The organism is Streptomyces sp. NBC_01012 (genome assembly GCF_045162755.1).
GTDB lineage: Bacteria > Actinomycetota > Actinomycetes > Streptomycetales > Streptomycetaceae > Streptomyces.
The window spans coordinates 3,747,773-3,765,188 of record NZ_CP108688.1; the positions used below are offsets into that span (position 1 = coordinate 3,747,773).

Consider the following 17,416-nt stretch of genomic DNA (forward strand, 5'->3'; position numbering starts at 1 on the left):
CCGTACGATGGAGAGGGTCCAGTGTCGTACAAGGAGGACAAAACGTGTCTGAGGAGCTCGCCCCGGAGACCCCGGAAGCAGCAGAGGCAGAGCCGGTCAAGCAGCGGAAGAACGGCCTGTACCCGGGCATTTCCGATGAGCTCGCCGAGAACATGAAGTCCGGCTGGGCCGACACCGAGCTGCACGGCCTGGGGCCGATCGCCCAGGCCTCGCACACCGCCGCGCGCCGGGCCGCGCTCTCCGCACGCTTCCCCGGCGAGCGGCTCGTCATCCCCGCGGGCAACCTCAAGACCCGCTCCAATGACACCGAGTACGCCTTCCGCGCGTCCACCGAGTACGCCTATCTCACCGGCGACCTCACCCAGGACGGCGTCCTGGTCCTCGAACCGGCCGATGGCGGGCACGAGGCCACGGTCTACCTCCTGCCCCGCTCCAACCGTGAGAACGGCGAGTTCTGGCTCGACGGCCAGGGCGAGCTCTGGGTCGGCCGCCGCAGCTCCCTCACCGAGGCCCAGCAGCTGCTGGGCGTACCGGCGAAGGACGTCCGAGAGCTCCCGGCCGCGCTGGCCGAGGCCACAGGGCCGGTGCGCAACGTCCGCGGACACGACGCGGGCATCGAAGCCGCACTCACCGACAAGGTCACCGCGGAACGCGACGAAGAACTGCGCGTCTTCCTCTCGGAGGCCCGTCTGGTCAAGGACGCCTTCGAGATCGCCGAGCTGCAGAAGGCCTGCGACGCCACCGCGCGCGGCTTCGAGGACGTCGTCAAGGTCCTCGACAGGGCCGAGGCCACGAGCGAGCGCTACATCGAGGGCACCTTCTTCCTGCGCGCCCGCGTGGACGGCAACGACATCGGTTACGGCTCGATCTGCGCGGCAGGCCCCCACGCCACCACGCTGCACTGGGTCCGCAACGACGGCCCGGTCCGCTCCGGGGAGCTCCTGCTGCTCGACGCGGGCGTGGAGACCACCGAGCTCTACACCGCGGACGTGACCAGGACACTGCCCGTCAACGGCACGTTCTCACCGCTGCAGCGGAAGATCTACGACGCCGTGTACGAGGCCCAGGAGGCGGGCATCGCGGCCGTGAAGCCCGGCGCCGCCTTCCGCGACTTCCACGACGCCGCTCAGCGGGTGCTCGCCGAGAAGCTGGTCGAGTGGGGCCTGCTGGGCGACCTGAGCGTGGAGAAGGTCATCGAGCTGGGTCTCCAGCGCCGCTGGACGCTGCACGGCACGGGTCACATGCTCGGCATGGACGTCCACGACTGCGCCGTGGCGCGCACCGAGGCGTACGTCGACGGCACCCTGGAGCCCGGGGTCTGCCTCACGGTCGAGCCCGGTCTGTACTTCCAGGCCGACGACCTGACCGTGCCCGAGGAGTACCGCGGGATCGGCGTCCGGATCGAGGACGACATCCTCGTCACCGAGGACGGCAACCGGAACCTGTCCGCCGCGCTGCCGCGCCGCGCTGCCGAGGTCGAGGAGTGGATGGCCGGGCTCAAGGGCTGACACGGCCCCGCAGGGCCGGGAGGACTCCGGGGGCCCGCTGCTCAGGACACCATGAGCAGCGGGCCCTCCCGCCATTTCAGGACCTTGTCGAAGCTGACCACCGCGCCGTGCCCCGGCCGGTTGCCGAAGTGGACATGATCGGCGAGCTCCTCGATCAGACAGAGCCCGCGCCCGCTCTCGGCCGTGACCGGAGGCTGCACCACGGTACGCGGATGCGAGGGGTCGCCCGCCGGATGGGCGGCGGACGGCTGCGCGGCGGTGCGAAGCGTGCGCCGGGAGGGAAAACCGGGCCCCGAGTCGGCGACTTCGATACGGCAGGTCTCGCCGTCCAGATATGCGGTGACCCGGTACTCCCCGCAGGCGGGCCCGCCCGGCCCACCCCCGACGGTGACGAGGCCCGGCTCTCCGGCGTCGTCCGCATCCCGCAGGCCACCGCCGTGCTCGACGGCGTTCGCACAGGCTTCGCTGAGCGCGACCGAGAGGTCGTAGGAGATGTCGGGGTCCACCCCCGCGGTCTCCATCGTGCCGAGCAGAAAACGACGGGCGAGCGGCACGCTCGCAGCATCGCGCCGCAGATGGAGTGACCACCACATGCTCATGCTCCAGCCTCCCGGCCTGCGGCTCGACATATGGATACGTATTGCCGCAATCAGCGCGTCGTAAGCGCGGATCGGCTGTGACAGCGCTCGTTCGGCGGATGCGGACATTCCACCCACCGGTGTATGCCGGACCCGGATCCCGGCCGGCGGAGCCCCCATGAACAGGTGCAACACCCCCTGATCACTCCCCGATGGGGACGGATGCCGACCTTACGGACCTGCCGTACGGAGACGGGGGGTGCAGTGGGATGATGACCCGGCCATGTCTATGCCTGTCGCACGCGCCGGAGCCGGTATGCGGCTTTTGAGGACCGCGGTGTTCACCGCGGTCTGCGTCGTGCTCGCCGCCGCCGGACATGGCATCGCCGCAGGCGTGGGAGTGTCCGGCTGGAGTCTGCTCGCCGGCCTGGCCGGAGTCTTCGCCGTCACCGCGGCGCTCGCCGGACGTGAGCGGACCCTCCTCTCGATCACCGCGGCACTCGCGGCAGGACAGCTCGCCCTGCACATCCTCTTCGGGCTCGGGCGGCACACACCGGCCGCCGTCGCGGGGTCGGGGGACGACTCGCTGATCCGCTTCGCCGCCGGTCTCGTGTGCGGTGCCGGGCCGGCGCAGCTGAGCGCGGGGGACGCCCACCGCATCGTGACCACCGCGGGCCTGGACCCGGCCACCGTGGCCCAGGGCCACACCCACCTGGCGTCGGCGGCGGCGCCGGACGTCGCTTCCGCGATGGATCCGACGCTCCTGGCCACGCTGACGGGCTGCCTTCCCAGCCTGCCCATGTTCCTGGGGCACCTGCTCGCCGCACTCGCCACGGGCTGGCTGCTGCGCCGCGGCGAGATCGCGCTCTTCCGGCTGGCCAGGCTCTCGGCGCACGGTGGCCGACAGCTCGCGGCCGGGGCCAGGCTGCGCGCGCTGCGGGCGGCGATGGCGCTCGTACGCGCACTGCGTGCGGGACTTCCGGGCCGGCCCACCACCGGGCCGCGCCCTCTCCGCAGCGCCGTCGACGCTCCCGCGCCGGCCACCGGGGACCCCTTGCAGCACATGGTGATCAGGCGCGGGCCGCCGCCCGTCTACGTACGCGCAGCCTGACGCGACCCCCTCCGCCGGGATTCCCGGGACGAGGCGGTCGTGATGCCGTCGCGCCTCCGCGCGCCGGACCACCGTTCCTCCTTCCTGTGGAGTGATCCCTGTCATGAACGTTTCCCGTATCGCCCTGGCCGGCGGCGTCGCCGCGTCCACCGTCCTGCTGCTCGCCGGTACCGCGTCCGCGCACGTCAGCGTGCAGCCGCAGGGCGAGGCCGCCAAGGGCGGCTACGCCACGGTCAACTTCAAGGTCCCCAACGAGCGCGACAACGCCTCCACCGTCAAGGTCGAGGTCAGCCTGCCGACGGACCACCCGCTGGCGTCCGTCAGCCCGCAGCCGGTGGCCGGCTGGAAGATCAAGGTCACCAAGAGCAAGCTGGCCGAGCCGCTCGAGGTGCACGGCAAGAAGATCGACGAGGCGGTCTCCAAGGTCACCTGGACCGCGGACGACGACGGGATCGAGCCCGGCTTCTTCGAGCAGTTCCCGCTCTCGGTCGGGCAGCTCCCCGAGGACACCGACCAACTCGTCTTCAAGGCCCTCCAGACGTACAGCAACAAGGAAGTCGTCCGCTGGATCGAGGAGCCCACCGAGGGTGGCGAAGAGCCCGATACCCCGGCTCCCGTCCTCACACTGACCGCCCCGGCGGCCGACACCGACGGCGCGGCCGCCGCGGATGACAAGGGCGGTGCGGCGGAGCAGACGAAGGAAACGACGACGGCATCGGACGACACGTCCTCGGACACCGACGGCACCGCCCGTGTCCTGGGCATCGTCGGCATCGTCGTCGGCGCCGCCGGGGTCGCCTTCGGCGTCCTCGCCGGCCGTCGCCGTAGCGCCTGATCCGCCGGCGCACCACCACCCGTACTTCACAGATCAGGAACCAGCTCTCCATGCACAGCAAGAAGACGGTGCTGGCCGCGGCGTTCGCCGCCGTGGCCGCACTGACCCTCTCGGCCTGCGGCAGCGACGGAGACTCGGCGGACAATGCCGTCGCCGACGTCTCCGCCGAGACCGAGTCCAAGCCCGCGACCGTGCTCGACCAGCCGTTCACCAAGCCCGACCTCGTCCTCACCGACACGCACGGCAAGAAGTACGACCTGCGCGAGAAGACCAAGGGCAAGCCGACCCTCATCTACTTCGGCTACACCAACTGCCCCGACGTGTGCCCGCTGACCATGAGCAACATCGCCCTCGCGAAGCGGGCGCTGCCCAAGGCCGACCAGGAGAAGCTCCAGGTCGTCTTCGTCACGACGGACCCCGAGCGGGACACCCCTGCGTCGCTGGGCAGCTGGCTCAACGCCCAGGATCCCGACTTCACCGGTCTCACCGGCGACTTCCCGACCATCCAGGCGGGCGCACGGCAGATCGGCATCGGTATCGACCCGCCGAAGAAGGAGAAGGACGGCACGGTCGTCTCGATGCACGGCTCACAGGTCATCGCGTTCTCCCCGAAGACGGACAAGGGGTACGTGCTCTACAGCGAGGACACCACGGCCGAGAACTACACCGAGGATCTCCCCGAGCTCGTCAAGGGGGAGACCCCGTGAACCGCCGTACGGCCGTCGCCGGCGCCCTGACCCTCACCACCGGGCTTGCGCTGTCGGCGTGTTCATCGGACAGCGTGCCGCGGCTCGAGGTGACCGGGGCGTTCATGCCACAGCCCGTCAGTGACATGGCGGCCGGCTTCCTCCTCGTGAAGAACAGCGGGGACGCCACCGACCGGCTCACCTCGGTGACGAGTTCCCTCTCGGATCATGTCTCGATCCACGAGACGAAGAACAGCACGATGCGGATGGTCACGTCGTTCGAGGTGCCCGCCGGTGGCGAGCTCGATCTCGAACGGGGCGGCAACCACATCATGTTCACGGAGCTGAAGGAGCAGCCGCGGCAGGGAGAGAAAGTCTCCGTGGAGCTGCACTTCGAGAAGGCCGACCCCATCAAGGTCGACATTCCCGTGAAGGAGACCACCTACAACCCGAAGAAGCAGTGAGGTACTGACACCGTGACAGCCACCGCCCCGCACTTCGGGCCCTCCCCGGCACGACGGCCGCTCGCCTCGGTCGCGCTCATCGCCACGCTCATCAGCCTGCTGTTCGGCCTGGTGCTGGCAGGCGCGAGCCCCGCGTCCGCGCACGCCGCCCTCACGGGGAGCGATCCGCAGGACGGGGCGGTGGTCGCCACCGCACCCGAGGAGGTCGCCCTCACCTTCTCCGAACAGATCGCCGTCAGCGACGACTCGATCCGGGTCCTCGATCCCAGCGGGAAGCGGGCCGACGAGGGTGCCCCCCGCGAGCTGACGAACGGTGGGGCCGTACGGTACGGCGTCCAGCTCCACAGCGGCCTGCCGGACGGCACGTACACCGTGGCCTGGCAGGCCGTGTCCGCGGACAGCCATCCGGTCTCGGGAGCCTTCACCTTCTCCGTCGGCGCCCCCTCGGAGACCAGCGTGGCGCTGCCGTCGAGCGAAGCCGGCGGCGGTCTCGTGGGTGCGCTCTACGGCATCGCGCGCTACGCCGCGTACGCCGGATTCATCCTTCTCGCGGGCGGATCCGCCTTCGTGCTCGCCTGCTGGCAGCGCGGGGCGGGGGCACGCCCGATGCAGCGCCTCGTCGTACGCGGCTGGATCACTCTCACCGCCGCGACCCTGGCCATGCTGCTGCTGCGCAATCCGTACACCGGATCCGGCAAGCTCGCGGACGCCTTCGACCTCGACGGCCTCCAGTCCGTCCTGGACACCAAACCGGGGGCCGCGCTGGTCTCCCGGCTGCTGCTCCTGGGCGCCTCCGCGCTCTTCATCGCCGTCCTCTTCGGTGCGTACGCCAAGCGCGAGGACGAGAAGGAGAAGCAGGACCTGACCTTCGGGCTGGCGGCGGGCGGTACCGTCATCGCCGCCGGGATCGCCGGTACATGGGCCCTGGCCGAGCACGCCTCGACCGGGATCCAGCCGGGCATCGCCATGCCGGTCGACGTCCTGCACCTGCTCGCCGTCGCGGCCTGGCTCGGCGGGCTCACCGCGCTGCTGGTCGCCCTGTACCGGACGCCTGACATCACGAGCACCGCGGTACGTCGCTTCTCGCGCATGGCGTTCGGCAGCGTGGTCGTCCTCGCCGCGACCGGGCTCTACCAGTCCTGGCGGCAGGTGGGCTCGTGGTCCGCGCTGACCGGGACCCGCTACGGGCAGCTGCTGCTCGTCAAGGTGGTGCTCGTCGCCCTGCTCCTCGGGGTCGCGTGGATATCGCGGCGGTGGACGGGGCGGCTGACCGAACGCACCGCGTCCACGCCGGAGGATGTCGCTGCGGGGGGCGGTTCGGTGGAGGCCGTGGAGGCGGTGAAGCCTGCGGAACCTTCGGAGCCGGCGGGGTCTTCGGAGTCTGTGCAGCCTTCGGAGCCCTTGGAGCCGGCCGTCGCGTCCGATGAGGAGGAGGCGGCTCCGGAGCGCGCCGCTCAGCTCCTCCGGCAGCGCGCCGCTCTGACGGCGACGAAGGAGAAGCGCGCCCGCGACGCCGATCCGGAACGCTCCGGGCTGCGGCGTTCCGTGATGATCGAGACATGCATCGCCGTGGTGCTGCTCATCGTGACGACGATCCTGACGTCCACCGAGCCCGGCCGCACCGAGGAGGAGGCCGGCCGCGGCAACACGGCCGCGGCGCCCGCTCCGGCGAACAGCGGCCAGGTGAATCTCAGCCTGCCCTTCGACACCGGCGGCCAGAACGGCAAGGGGACGGTACGCCTGGACATCGCGCCCGGCGGAACCGGTTCGAACAGCGTGCACCTCTGGGTGGACGGCCCGGACGAAGGCCCGCTGGACGTCCCCGAGGTGAAGCTCGCCTTCACGCTGGAGGCCAAGGACATCGGCCCGCTGCCGGTCGTTCCCGACCGCCTCGCGGAGGGGCACTGGACGGCGAGCGGTGTGCAGATCCCGATGGCGGGCGACTGGAAGGTCGCCGTGACGGTACGCACGTCGGACATCGACCAGACAACCATCACCAAGAACGTGAAGATCGGCTGAGCAGGGTGAGCAAGAAGAAGGACGACCACGCCCCCGCGAGCACCGTGTCTCGCAGGCGGCTGATCGGCAGCGCGGGAGCGGCCGGGGCGGCGGGCCTCGTCCTGGGCGCGGCGGGCGGCGCGGGGGGCTATGCCGCGACGCGCGAGGACCCTCCGACGCCGCTGACCTCGGTCGGCTCGACCGAGGCGATGTTTCACGGGAAACATCAAGCGGGGATCACCACTCCGCTTCAGGCCCGTGGGCATCTGATCGCCTTCGACCTGAAGGCCGGCATGGGGCGCAGAGAGGCAGCCGCCCTGATGCGCCGCTGGTCGGCCGTGGCGAAGCGGATGATGGCCGGGGAGCCGGCGGACGGCGGACGGGAGCACGACACCGGGGTGGCCCTGGACGCCGGCCCGTCCTCGCTGACCGTCACCTTCGGATTCGGGCGGTCCTTCTTCACCCGCACCGGTCTGACCGACCGGCGGCCGGATGTCCTGGACCCGCTGCCGGCCTTCTCCTCCGACCATCTCGACGCCGGGCGCTCCGAGGGCGATCTCTGGGTGCAGATCGGTGCCGACGACGCGCTCGTCGCCTTCCACGCGCTGCGTGCCTTGCAGAAGGAGGCCGGCTCGACGGCCCGGGTGCGCTGGCAGATGGACGGCTTCAACCGCGCCCCGGGTGCGACGGCCCGTCCGATGACCACGCGCAATCTGATGGGCCAGGTCGACGGCACCAACAATCCGAAGCCCGACGAGAGCGACTTCGACGAGCGGATCTTCGTCCCGTCCGGCGGTTCGTCGGCCGACGCCTGGATGGCCGGCGGCTCGTACGCCGTCGTCCGGCGGATCAGGATGCTCCTGGACGACTGGGAGGAGCTCACGGCTCTGCGGCAGGAACAGGTCATCGGCCGCCGCAAGGCGGACGGTGCCCCGCTCAGCGGCGGCTCGGAGGACACCGCGATGGACCTGGACAGAACAGGCGCTGACGGCAAGCTGCTGATCCCCGACAACGCCCATGCCCGGATCTCCGCGCCCGAGAAGAACGGGGGCGCCGCGATGCTGCGCCGCCCGTTCTCGTACCACGACGGCCTCTCCGACGACGGCACCCCGGACGCGGGTCTGCTCTTCATCTGCTGGCAGGCCGATCCGTTCAAGGGCTTCATTCCGGTCCAGCGCAAGCTCGACCGCGGGGACGCGCTCGCGCCGTTCATCCGGCACGAGGCGAGCGGGCTCTTCGCCGTACCGGGCGGTGCCGCGACCGGGGAGTACGTGGGGCAGCGGCTGTTGGAGGCGTGAGGCGTACGCCTTCCCGTCGCCCGGCGCACGGCGCACGGGCCCGTCCGTCGGCCCATTAGGGTGACCGTATGTCAGCCACGCGCTACGCCTACCTCGGCCCCGAAGGCACCTTCACCGAGGTGGCCCTCCGTACGCTTCCCGAAGCCGCCACCCGCGAACTCGTCCCCATGGTCTCGGTGCCGGCCGCGCTGGACGCGGTGCGTTGCGGGGAGGCCGCGGCAGCACTCGTCCCCATCGAGAACTCCGTGGAGGGCGGGATCAGCGCGACCCTCGACGAGCTGACCGCGGGCGCTCCGCTGATGATCTACCGGGAAGTGCTGCTCTCCATCACGTTCGCCCTGCTGGTGCGCCCCGGGACGAAGCTCTCGGACATCAAGACCGTCACCGCCCACCCGGCAGCCCAGCCTCAGGTGCGCAACTGGATGTCGGCTCATCTGCCGAACGCGCTGTGGGAGTCGGCGGCCTCGAACGCCGACGGGGCCCGGCTGGTCCAGGAGGGTCGCTACGACGCCGCCTTCGCCGGTGAGTTCGCCGCGGAGACCTACGGTCTCGAACCGCTGGTGACGGAGATCCATGACGCGGAGAACGCCCAGACGCGCTTCGTGCTGGTGGGACGCCCTGCCAGGCCGTCCGCGCCCACCGGAGCCGACAAGACCTCCGTGGTCATCTGGCTCGGCGCCGACCGGCCGGGTGCTCTCCTGGAACTGCTCCAGGAGTTCACGGTCCGCGGGGTCAACCTGATGCTGATCCAGTCCCGGCCCACCGGGGAGGGCATCGGGAACTACTGCTTCGCCGTGGACGCCGAGGGGCACATCGCGGACCGGCGCGTCGGTGAGGCGCTGATGGGGCTGAAGCGGATCTGCCCGAAGGTGCGGTTCCTGGGGTCGTATCCGCGCGCGGGGACGACGCCCGAAGAAGTGAGCGCCTTGCGGATCGGGACATCGGACGCGGCTTTCACCGAGGCATCCGACTGGCTGGCTCGCAGCCAGGACGGCCGGGTCTGAAGCTCGGCGGATCAGCAGACCGGCGGACGAGCAGACCGGCCCGTGCCTGCTCCCGGCGGCCGCACCTGCGGAGTCGGTCCTATCTGCTGATTTTCAGTCCGCACAAAGTTATCCACAGGGTCATCCCTTCACCTGGGGACAAGTCGACACCACAGGGCGACATGGTCGACAAATCACCCCAGGCCTCCCGGATCCCCCATGAGGTCAGGACCCCTCCCGTGTCGCCTCAATTCCGTTGATCAACTCATTGAGGTGGGGAATACCCACCCGAATGAGTGCGCGGGTGGGGTTTGAGTCGCGAATCCCCGCCCCGCCATGCGGCTTTCGGAACGATCTCTTCCGGCATCCACAGATCTTCTTCACAGCCTGTGGATAACTAATTGGATCACCGCGAACCTGTGGACAACACCCTCTCACCGACACCCCAACTCCCCGCGCAGGCACCGGTGATGCGTCAAGCAGCAGGGCCACTTGTTCCCTTTTCGAGGCAATGAGTCCCTTTTATTGACGCCCCGGCCGCACGACGACCCCCGGTTCTCCCCAGATTATTGATTCCGGCAATTCGGGCAAAGCGCCACGCTTGTCGATATCGGTTCGAGCGGTGGATCCCCGCACCGGTAGCCTTGAGGGGTGATTGACCTTCGCCTGCTCCGTGAGGACCCCGACCGTGTTCGCGCCTCCCAGCGCGCCCGTGGAGAGGACGTCGCGCTTGTCGACGCCCTGCTCTCCGCCGACGAGCTGCGCAGGTCGTCCGGCATCCGCTTCGACGAACTCCGCTCCGAGCAGAAGTCGCTCGGAAAGCTGATCCCCAAGGCCGGCCCCGAGGAGCGCACCGAGCTCCTCAAGAAGGCCGATCGGCTGAAGTCGGAGGTCAAGGCAGCCGACGTCGCACAGGACGAGGCCGACGCCGAGGCCAAGCGGCTGCTCCTGCTGCTCGGCAACATCGTCCACGAGGACGTGCCGATCGGCGGCGAAGAGGACTTCGTCGTCCTGGAGACGCACGGCACGATCCGTGACTTCGGCGCCGAGGGCTTCGCACCCAAGGACCACCTGGAGCTCGGCGAGACGCTGGGCGCCATCGACATGGAGCGCGGCGCCAAGGTGTCCGGATCGCGCTTCTACTACCTGACCGGCGTCGGCGCGCTGCTCGAGCTCGCCCTGGTCAACGCGGCCGTCGCCCAGGCCACCGAGGCCGGCTTCGTCCCCATGATCACGCCTGCCCTGGTGCGTTCGCGCGCCATGGAGGGCACGGGCTTCCTCGGCCAGGCCTCGGAGAACGTGTACCACCTGGAGAAGGACGACTACTACCTGGTCGGCACGTCGGAGGTTCCCCTCGCGGCGTACCACATGGACGAGATCATCGAAGCCGACAAGCTGCCCCTGCGGTACGCCGGCTACTCGCCCTGCTTCCGCCGCGAGGCGGGCACGTACGGCAAGGACACCCGAGGCATCTTCCGGGTCCACCAGTTCGACAAGGTCGAGATGTTCTCGTACGTCGACCCGGCGGAGGCCGAAGCCGAGCACCTCAGGCTCCTGGACTGGGAGAAGCAGTGGCTCACCGGCCTGGAGCTGCCGTTCCAGGTGATCGATGTCGCCACCGGTGACCTGGGTGCGTCGGCCTCGCGGAAGTTCGACTGCGAGGCGTGGATCCCGACCCAGGGGAAGTACCGCGAGCTGACCTCCGCGTCGAACTGCGACAGCTTCCAGGCGCGCCGGCTCTCCGTCCGGATGCGCGACGGGAAGAAGGTCCAGCCGCTGGCCACACTGAACGGCACGCTCTGCGCCGTACCGCGCACGATCGTGGCGATCCTGGAGAACCACCAGCTGCCCGACGGCTCGGTGCGTGTGCCGGAGGTGCTGCGTCCGTATCTGGGTGGACGCGAGCTCCTGGAACCGGTCTCCAAGTGACCTCCCCCGTGGCCTCCCCCGTGACCTTCCCCTACAAGCTCGTCGCGACCGACCTCGACGGCACGCTGTTGCGCGACGACCACACCGTTTCCGGTCCCACCCGGGAGGCGCTGGCCGCGGCGACCGCGGCCGGCGCGGCGCACATCGTCGTCACGGGACGAGCCGTTCCGTGGACCCGGCACATCCTCGACGACCTGGGCTACGAGGGCCTCGCGGTGTGCGGCCAGGGGGCGCAGGTCTATCACGCGGGCGAGCACAGGCTGCTGACCTCCCTCACCCTGGACCGGCAGCTCGCCGGGCTCGCGCTGGCCAAGATCGAGGCGGAGGTCGGTCCGCTCGCGCTGGCCGCGAGCCGTGACGGGCTCGACGGCGAGGTGCTGGTCGGGCCCGGCTACCAGGTGCAGGAGGGCCCGCTGCCCGCCACCTTCATGTCGGACTCGGCGGAGATGTGGACCGCTCCGCTGAACAAGATCTACATCCAGCACCCGGAGCTCGATGACGACGCCCTGGCCAAGGCCGCGCGGGAGGCCGTCGGCAGCCTGGTGAACATCGTCATGGCGGGCCCGGGCGTCGTGGAGGTCCTGCCCCTGGGGCTGAGCAAGGCGACCGGCCTCTCGCTGGCCGCACGCCGGCTGGGCATCAAGGCGTCGGACACGATCGCGTTCGGCGACATGCCGAACGACATCCCGATGTTCGGCTGGGCGCAGCACGGCGTGGCGATGGCCAACGCCCACGACGACCTGAAGGCCGTCGCGCACGAGATCACCGCGTCGAACGAGCACGACGGCATCGCGGTGGTGCTGGAGGAGCTGCTCCGGACCGCCGCACGCGCGTAGCCGGGCCGACTGCTCTCAAGACCCGGGCCCGCGGGCCCGGGTCTTCGGGCTTCCGGCCTGCCGGCTTCTGGTCTACGGGCTCTGAGCTTTGGGCTTCTGAGCTTCGGGCTTCTGGCCTTTCAGCTTCTGGTCTTTCAGCTTCTGGTCTTTCGGCTCCGGCGGAGGATGCGCGGATCGAACGCGCGCGGGGCCACGCCCCGACGACGGCTTAGCAAGCCGCTGCCTTACCACTCGGCCAATCCTCCGGGAGGGTGGCCTCGCGCGATGCGCGGTGACGGCCACCCGGGGGCCCAGCTGGCGGGCGACTGCGCGGGCAGCTGATGAAGCTACCGCGGTGCCGGCTGCGGACCACCCTGTCGGGAACACGACGGACTCGAACTCCTGGTCATCGCCGCGCTCCTCTCCCGGTCTTCAGAGGCGCCGTACTCCTGCGCCGTCCCCTTCACTCTGCCCGACCCCGCCGTCCGGGGACCACCCATTTATTTCCCGGTGGTCCCCGGCGGGACCGTCAGCCGCTCGTGCGGCGGCCCAGATCCCTCAGCCCATGGGCCAGATCGTCCATGCGGGCGTCGAGCCGGATGACGTCCTGCGAGACGTCGGTGAGCCGGAGGCTCATGGCGCCGATGACCTGATGCGTGACATCGAGCTTCCGGTCGAGCGAGTCGAGCCGCTGAGACATCCGGCCCAGCACGGGACCGAGCTCCTGCAGCGCGCTCCCCACGCCGGCCAGGCAGCCCTCGATGCGGGTGACGCGCCGGTCGAGCGAGACATAGGACGTCCTGAGCTCCTCCTCCGCGTCGAGCAGGTGCGTACGAACGCTACGCGCGATGTCGCTGTCGCGAAGAAGCATCGCGACGTTGAGCACGGTCCTGCGGGTGTAGAGCCGCAGCTGAGTGACTGCCTGTGGATAACTTTCCGCTTCCTCCCCTCCCCATAGGGACAACATGTCCCTATGGAAGATGCGCAGCTCAGGGCCACGCAGCAGCGTGAGACCGTTCTCCTCCACCTCGGCACGGTGGCGTTGGGTCACCTTTTTGACGACCTCTGTGGATACTTCGAAGTAACGAGCCACATCCTCTGTGCGAAGGTGAATTCCGTCAGGAAGCATGACAAGGCTCTTGACCTTGTCGAGGACTTCGACGCGCCCCATCTGCTCGACCCGGAGGGCCGGGGATTCGAGCAGGGCGACTTCCGTGGGCATAGGTATGCCTTTCGTGCGCGGGCATGGCAAGGACGGCCCTGTCCCCGGGCTGCGGGGTGGAGGACGCTCACGGTTGCCACTTGCTCGATGACCGGTCGGGTGGGCGCTGCCTCACCTCTGCCGGCATTCCCCGAATTCACGAAAGCTCGACGCCACAGATTCCAGTTGCCTCCACGCACCCTGCACAACGAGCCGATCACCGCACAGTCACGCGATCAGCTCATCCCACACATGGAACAACCCCCGCCCACCGGGCAGGGGTTGCACGCGTGTCGACCGGTCTCACTCCTCGCCGGCGAGCTTCAGCGCCCTCAGCTTCTGGCCCGCGTACCACGTGGCAACGACGGTGACACCGACCAGCAGGACGGTGGCGAGCGGCAGGCCGACGTCCGAGGTGACCAGGCCGTCCCCGGCGACCTTCTCGGCGACCGAGAGGGACCACTGCTGCACGCTGAGCGTCCTGGCCCCCGGCACCAGGCTGCCGAAGAGCGCCTCCCACACCAGCGCGTACACCAGGCCGAACACCACGGCGTGCCGGCTGACCGTGCCGAGCAGCAGGAACAGCGCGCTGTACGCGATCGACGCGACCAGCGCCGCGATCGTGTAGGCCACGGCGATCTGTCCGCCGTTGCCGTTCAGGATCAGTCCCGCGATCAGCGTGGGCAGCGCCGAGAACAGCATCGTGACGGCGATGGCGACGACGAGTTTGGTGACGATGATCGTGGGCCGCTTCACCGGCTTGGCGAGCAGGTAGACGATCGAGCCGTCGTCGATCTCCGGACCGATGGCGCCGGTGCCCGCGATGACACCGATGAGCGGGACCATCGTGGCGATGGCGAAACCGCCCAGCACACCGGAGGCGACGTCGTCATCGACTCCGGCGAACGCCCTTACCGCCACGGCGATGGCCACCAGCAGCACCGGCAGGACGAACAGGATGGCGGCCCGGCGCCGACCGAGCAGGGCCCGGTAGGTGAGCCGGGCGACTGTGGGGTCGTACATGACGCTTCACAGCTCCTTATCGGCCACTACTCAGGCCGCTACGAGATAGGAAAAGACCGATTCGAGGGACTCGTCGGACGGGGAGACGGTGAGCAGCCGGATGCCGTGCTCGCGCGCGACCTTCGGCAGCAGCGTCGTGAACCGTCCGAAGTCGACCGCCTGGATGCGCAGAGCGTTCTCCGTCACGTCGACCTCGATCCCCGCCGTGGAGGGGTCGGCGATCAGCGCGGCGGCGAGGCCGCGGTCGTCGCTGGACCGGACGAGGTAGCGGTGCGGCCGGTCCGTCATCAGCCGACGGATCTTGCGGAAGTCGCCCGAAGCGGCATGGCGGCCCGCCACGATCACCTCGATGTGCGAGGCGAGCTGTTCGACCTCTTCGAGGATGTGGGAGGAGAAGAGCACCGTACGGCCCTCCGCGCCCATCCGGCGCAGCAGCTCCATCAGCTGCATCCGCTGGCGCGGGTCCATGCCGTTGAAGGGCTCGTCGAGCAGCAGTACCGAAGGGTCGTGGACCAGCGCGGACGCCATCTTCACGCGCTGGCGCATGCCCTTGCTGTACGTCGAGATCTTGCGGTCCTGCGCGTACTCCATCTCGACCGTGGCCAACGCCTTGTGCGCGGCCGCGTCGCCGAGACCCTGAAGCTCGGCATTGGCGACGACGAACTCGCGGCCCGTCAGGAAGTCGTACATACCCTCGCGCTCGGGCACGATCCCGATCGCCTTGTAGACCGCCTCGTTGCGCCAGATCTGCGTGCCGTCGAGCGTCACCTTGCCCGTGGACGGCGCGAGGAACCCGGCCATCATGTTGATCAGTGTGGACTTCCCGGCACCGTTCGGGCCGAGCAGCCCGGTGACCCCGGGGCCGACGGTCATGCTCACGTCGTTGACGGCGACCACGTTGCCGAACCAGCGGGAGGTGTGGTCGATCTCGATGGTGGTCACAGCCCGACCCTCCGGTAGCGGCGCATCAGTACGGCGTACGAGCCGGCGACGAGCGCGAGAACAACGAGCAGATAGACGACACCGGCGCCGGCTCCGGGCGCTCCCTCGCCGCCTGGGAAGGCGGAGGAGGCACCGAGGAACGCGGTCTGCACCCCGTCGATCAGCGTGATGGGCGAGAACAGCCCCAGCCAGGTGATGGCACCGGTGGAGCCCGTGTCCCAGGCGATCGCCTGGACCGTGGAGACCGCACCGTAGGTGATGGTCAGCACGGCGATCACGGCGGCGACGCCGAAGCCCCTGCGCGGCGTCAGCGCGGCGACCACCAGGCCGAGACCGGCGAACAGCACGGAGAGCAGCGCCACCGAGACCATCCCCTGCCCGAAGCCCTTGGACTGGTCGACGAAGTCGAACTTCGCCAGCAGCGCGCCCACATAGAGGATGACGAGCGGGAGCCCGGTGAGGATCAGAAGGGCCGACGCCATGGCGGCGAGCTTGGCGAGGACGTAGTCCCCGCGCTCGATCGGCCGCGAGAAGTACAACGGCACGCTCTTGAAGCGCAGGTCCCTGGAGACGGACTGCGGGGCCTGGGAGGCGAGGAAGAGGCCGATGACGGCCTGCAGGTAGATCGCGAAGTCCGTGTACTTGATCGGGAGCTTCGTCATGCCGGGTGCGTAGATGGCGACCGCCACGAGGATCAGCGCCACCAGGCACATCACCCCGCACAGGAGCATCGGCAGCACCTTGGACTTGGCGGACCTGCCCAGTCCGAACGAGCCCCGCAGGGACTGCGAGTACAGCGAGCGGCGGGCATAGGCCCGGCCCAGGCGGACGCCGTCGTAGGAGCGGTATCCGATGTTGTGGATCCGGGAGGTGTCGCTCCCGGCCGCGGTTCCGGTCTCCGTACTCATCGGCCGCTCCCCTTCTGCTGTACGGCACCCGCGGTCACGGCAACGGCCGCCCGCGGTGCCTCTTCGGTGCGGAAGACCTCGGAGATGTGGTGGCGCCGCTGTTCCATCCGGATGAGACCGAGGCCGAGGCCGGCGACGGTGTCGCGGACCACGTCGTACGTCTCCTCCCCCGTGGCCTCCATCAGGAGGATGTGGCCGGCGCCCGGCAGCCCTTCGGCGTCGAGGCCGTCGAGCCCGACGAGCGTGACTCCGGCCCCGGTCAGCGCCCGGCGCAGGGCGTCCGTACCGTCCGGGTGGGTGTCGCTGTCGGTGACCTCGACCGCGAGGGTCGTGGTCGTCTGGGTGAAGTCACTGGTGGAGCTGGAGCGCAGCAGCGCGCCGCCGTCGATGACGACGACGTGGTCGCAGGTCCTCTCCAGCTCTCCGAGCAGGTGCGAGGTGACCAGCACCGAGATGCCGAAATCGGTGTGGATACGGCGGATCAGGCCGAGCATCTCGTCCCGGCCGACGGGGTCGAGGCCGTTGGTCGGCTCGTCGAGCAGCACCAGCTTCGGGTCGTGGACCAGGGCCTGGGCCAGCTTCACCCGCTGCTTCATACCGGTCGAGTAGCCGCCGATGGGCCGGTAGCGCTCCTCGTACAGCCCCACATGACGCAGGGTGTCCGCGGTGCGCTCGCGGGCCGCGGTGGGGGGCAGTCCGGACATCCGTGCCATGTGGACGACGAACTCGGTGGCCGAGACGTCCGGTGGCAGGCAGTCGTGCTCGGGCATGTACCCGACGCGCTCCCGGATGGCGGCGCCCTCGGTGGCGACGTCGAGCCCGAGCACCGCGGCCCGGCCTTCGGTGGCGGGGGACAGACCCAGCAGGATCTTGATCAGTGTGGACTTGCCGGCCCCGTTGGAACCCACCAGGCCGGTTACGCCCGGTCGGATGTCCAAGGAGAGCCGGTCAAGAGCGGTCACCCTCGGGAACCGCTTGCTCAGGCTTTCGGTTGCGATCACAGTCACGTCATCGACGGTAGTGGCGCGTGCCACAGCAGTCGTCAGACCAGGCGGTTGTATCCGCGTCAGACTCCAGATGTACGGACCCGTAGGGGGAGGCCCCACGAGGGAGGACACCACGGGGGCGTGCCCGGGG

Annotated in this window: 16 protein-coding genes and 1 tRNA gene; 10 read left to right on the plus strand and 7 right to left on the minus strand. The window is 69.6% G+C overall.

Annotation, left to right across the window (positions count from 1 at the left end):
- The first annotated feature begins 44 nt into the window (after nt 1-44).
- Nucleotides 45-1,508, plus strand: a complete 1,464-nt coding sequence (locus OG623_RS16935) for an aminopeptidase P family protein (RefSeq protein ID WP_406147417.1) — start codon at nt 45-47, stop codon at nt 1,506-1,508.
- A gap of 41 nt (nt 1,509-1,549) precedes the next feature.
- Here OG623_RS16935 and OG623_RS16940 read toward each other — a convergent pair whose 3' ends face one another.
- Nucleotides 1,550-2,107 carry an ATP-binding protein gene (locus OG623_RS16940; RefSeq protein WP_406147418.1) on the minus strand — a complete coding sequence of 186 codons (558 nt, stop codon included), beginning with the start codon at nt 2,105-2,107 and terminating at the stop codon, nt 1,550-1,552.
- Nucleotides 2,108-2,369: 262 nt separating this feature from the next.
- Here OG623_RS16940 and OG623_RS16945 point away from each other — a divergent pair, with 262 nt between their 5' ends.
- From OG623_RS16945 to OG623_RS16985, 9 genes are all read left to right on the plus strand, one after another.
- A complete protein-coding gene (locus OG623_RS16945) occupies nt 2,370-3,197 on the plus strand; it encodes a hypothetical protein (RefSeq protein ID WP_406147419.1) in 828 nt (275 codons plus the stop codon).
- Between the two features lie 103 nt (nt 3,198-3,300).
- Nucleotides 3,301-4,032, plus strand: coding sequence for a YcnI family protein (locus OG623_RS16950; protein WP_406147420.1), 732 nt, complete (start codon nt 3,301-3,303; stop codon nt 4,030-4,032).
- Between the two features lie 50 nt (nt 4,033-4,082).
- On the plus strand, nt 4,083-4,739 hold the full coding sequence (locus OG623_RS16955) for an SCO family protein (RefSeq protein ID WP_406147421.1): 657 nt from the start codon (nt 4,083-4,085) through the stop codon (nt 4,737-4,739).
- The gene (locus OG623_RS16960) at nt 4,736-5,182 is read left to right on the plus strand and encodes a copper chaperone PCu(A)C (RefSeq protein WP_406147423.1); all 447 of its coding nucleotides are present in this window, start codon (nt 4,736-4,738) and stop codon (nt 5,180-5,182) included. Before OG623_RS16955 ends, OG623_RS16960 begins: the two co-directional genes overlap by 4 nt.
- Before the next feature lie 12 nt (nt 5,183-5,194).
- Nucleotides 5,195-7,201, plus strand: coding sequence for a copper resistance CopC/CopD family protein (locus OG623_RS16965; RefSeq protein WP_406147425.1), 2,007 nt, complete (start codon nt 5,195-5,197; stop codon nt 7,199-7,201).
- A gap of 5 nt (nt 7,202-7,206) precedes the next feature.
- Entirely contained in the window at nt 7,207-8,478 is a 1,272-nt protein-coding gene (efeB, locus tag OG623_RS16970; protein ID WP_406147427.1) for an iron uptake transporter deferrochelatase/peroxidase subunit, read from the plus strand.
- Nucleotides 8,479-8,546: 68 nt separating this feature from the next.
- Nucleotides 8,547-9,482 (plus strand): prephenate dehydratase, encoded by a 936-nt coding sequence (pheA, locus tag OG623_RS16975; protein WP_406147429.1) that lies wholly within the window; start codon nt 8,547-8,549, stop codon nt 9,480-9,482.
- A 630-nt stretch (nt 9,483-10,112) separates the two neighbouring features.
- Nucleotides 10,113-11,390 (plus strand): serine--tRNA ligase, encoded by a 1,278-nt coding sequence (serS, locus tag OG623_RS16980; protein ID WP_406147430.1) that lies wholly within the window; start codon nt 10,113-10,115, stop codon nt 11,388-11,390.
- A gap of 20 nt (nt 11,391-11,410) precedes the next feature.
- On the plus strand, nt 11,411-12,226 hold the full coding sequence (locus tag OG623_RS16985) for an HAD-IIB family hydrolase (protein ID WP_406151862.1): 816 nt from the start codon (nt 11,411-11,413) through the stop codon (nt 12,224-12,226).
- A gap of 159 nt (nt 12,227-12,385) precedes the next feature.
- On the opposite strand, the gene OG623_RS16990 is transcribed toward OG623_RS16985, so the two are convergent.
- The 6 genes from OG623_RS16990 to OG623_RS17015 form a co-directional block, all read right to left on the minus strand.
- Nucleotides 12,386-12,471: transfer RNA gene (locus tag OG623_RS16990), tRNA-Ser, on the minus strand.
- Between the two features lie 263 nt (nt 12,472-12,734).
- Nucleotides 12,735-13,427 (minus strand): hypothetical protein, encoded by a 693-nt coding sequence (locus OG623_RS16995; RefSeq protein ID WP_406147432.1) that lies wholly within the window; start codon nt 13,425-13,427, stop codon nt 12,735-12,737.
- Between the two features lie 282 nt (nt 13,428-13,709).
- Nucleotides 13,710-14,429 carry an ABC transporter permease gene (locus tag OG623_RS17000; RefSeq protein ID WP_406147433.1) on the minus strand — a complete coding sequence of 240 codons (720 nt, stop codon included), beginning with the start codon at nt 14,427-14,429 and terminating at the stop codon, nt 13,710-13,712.
- A gap of 30 nt (nt 14,430-14,459) precedes the next feature.
- A complete protein-coding gene (locus OG623_RS17005; RefSeq protein WP_406147435.1) occupies nt 14,460-15,371 on the minus strand; it encodes an ABC transporter ATP-binding protein in 912 nt (303 codons plus the stop codon).
- Nucleotides 15,368-16,279, minus strand: coding sequence for an ABC transporter permease (locus OG623_RS17010; protein WP_406147437.1), 912 nt, complete (start codon nt 16,277-16,279; stop codon nt 15,368-15,370). Before OG623_RS17010 ends, OG623_RS17005 begins: the two co-directional genes overlap by 4 nt.
- Complete coding sequence (locus tag OG623_RS17015; protein WP_406151864.1) at nt 16,276-17,280, minus strand: ABC transporter ATP-binding protein; 1,005 nt, start codon at nt 17,278-17,280, stop codon at nt 16,276-16,278. The genes OG623_RS17010 and OG623_RS17015 overlap by 4 nt, the downstream gene beginning before the upstream one ends.
- Between the last annotated feature and the right edge of the window lie 136 nt (nt 17,281-17,416).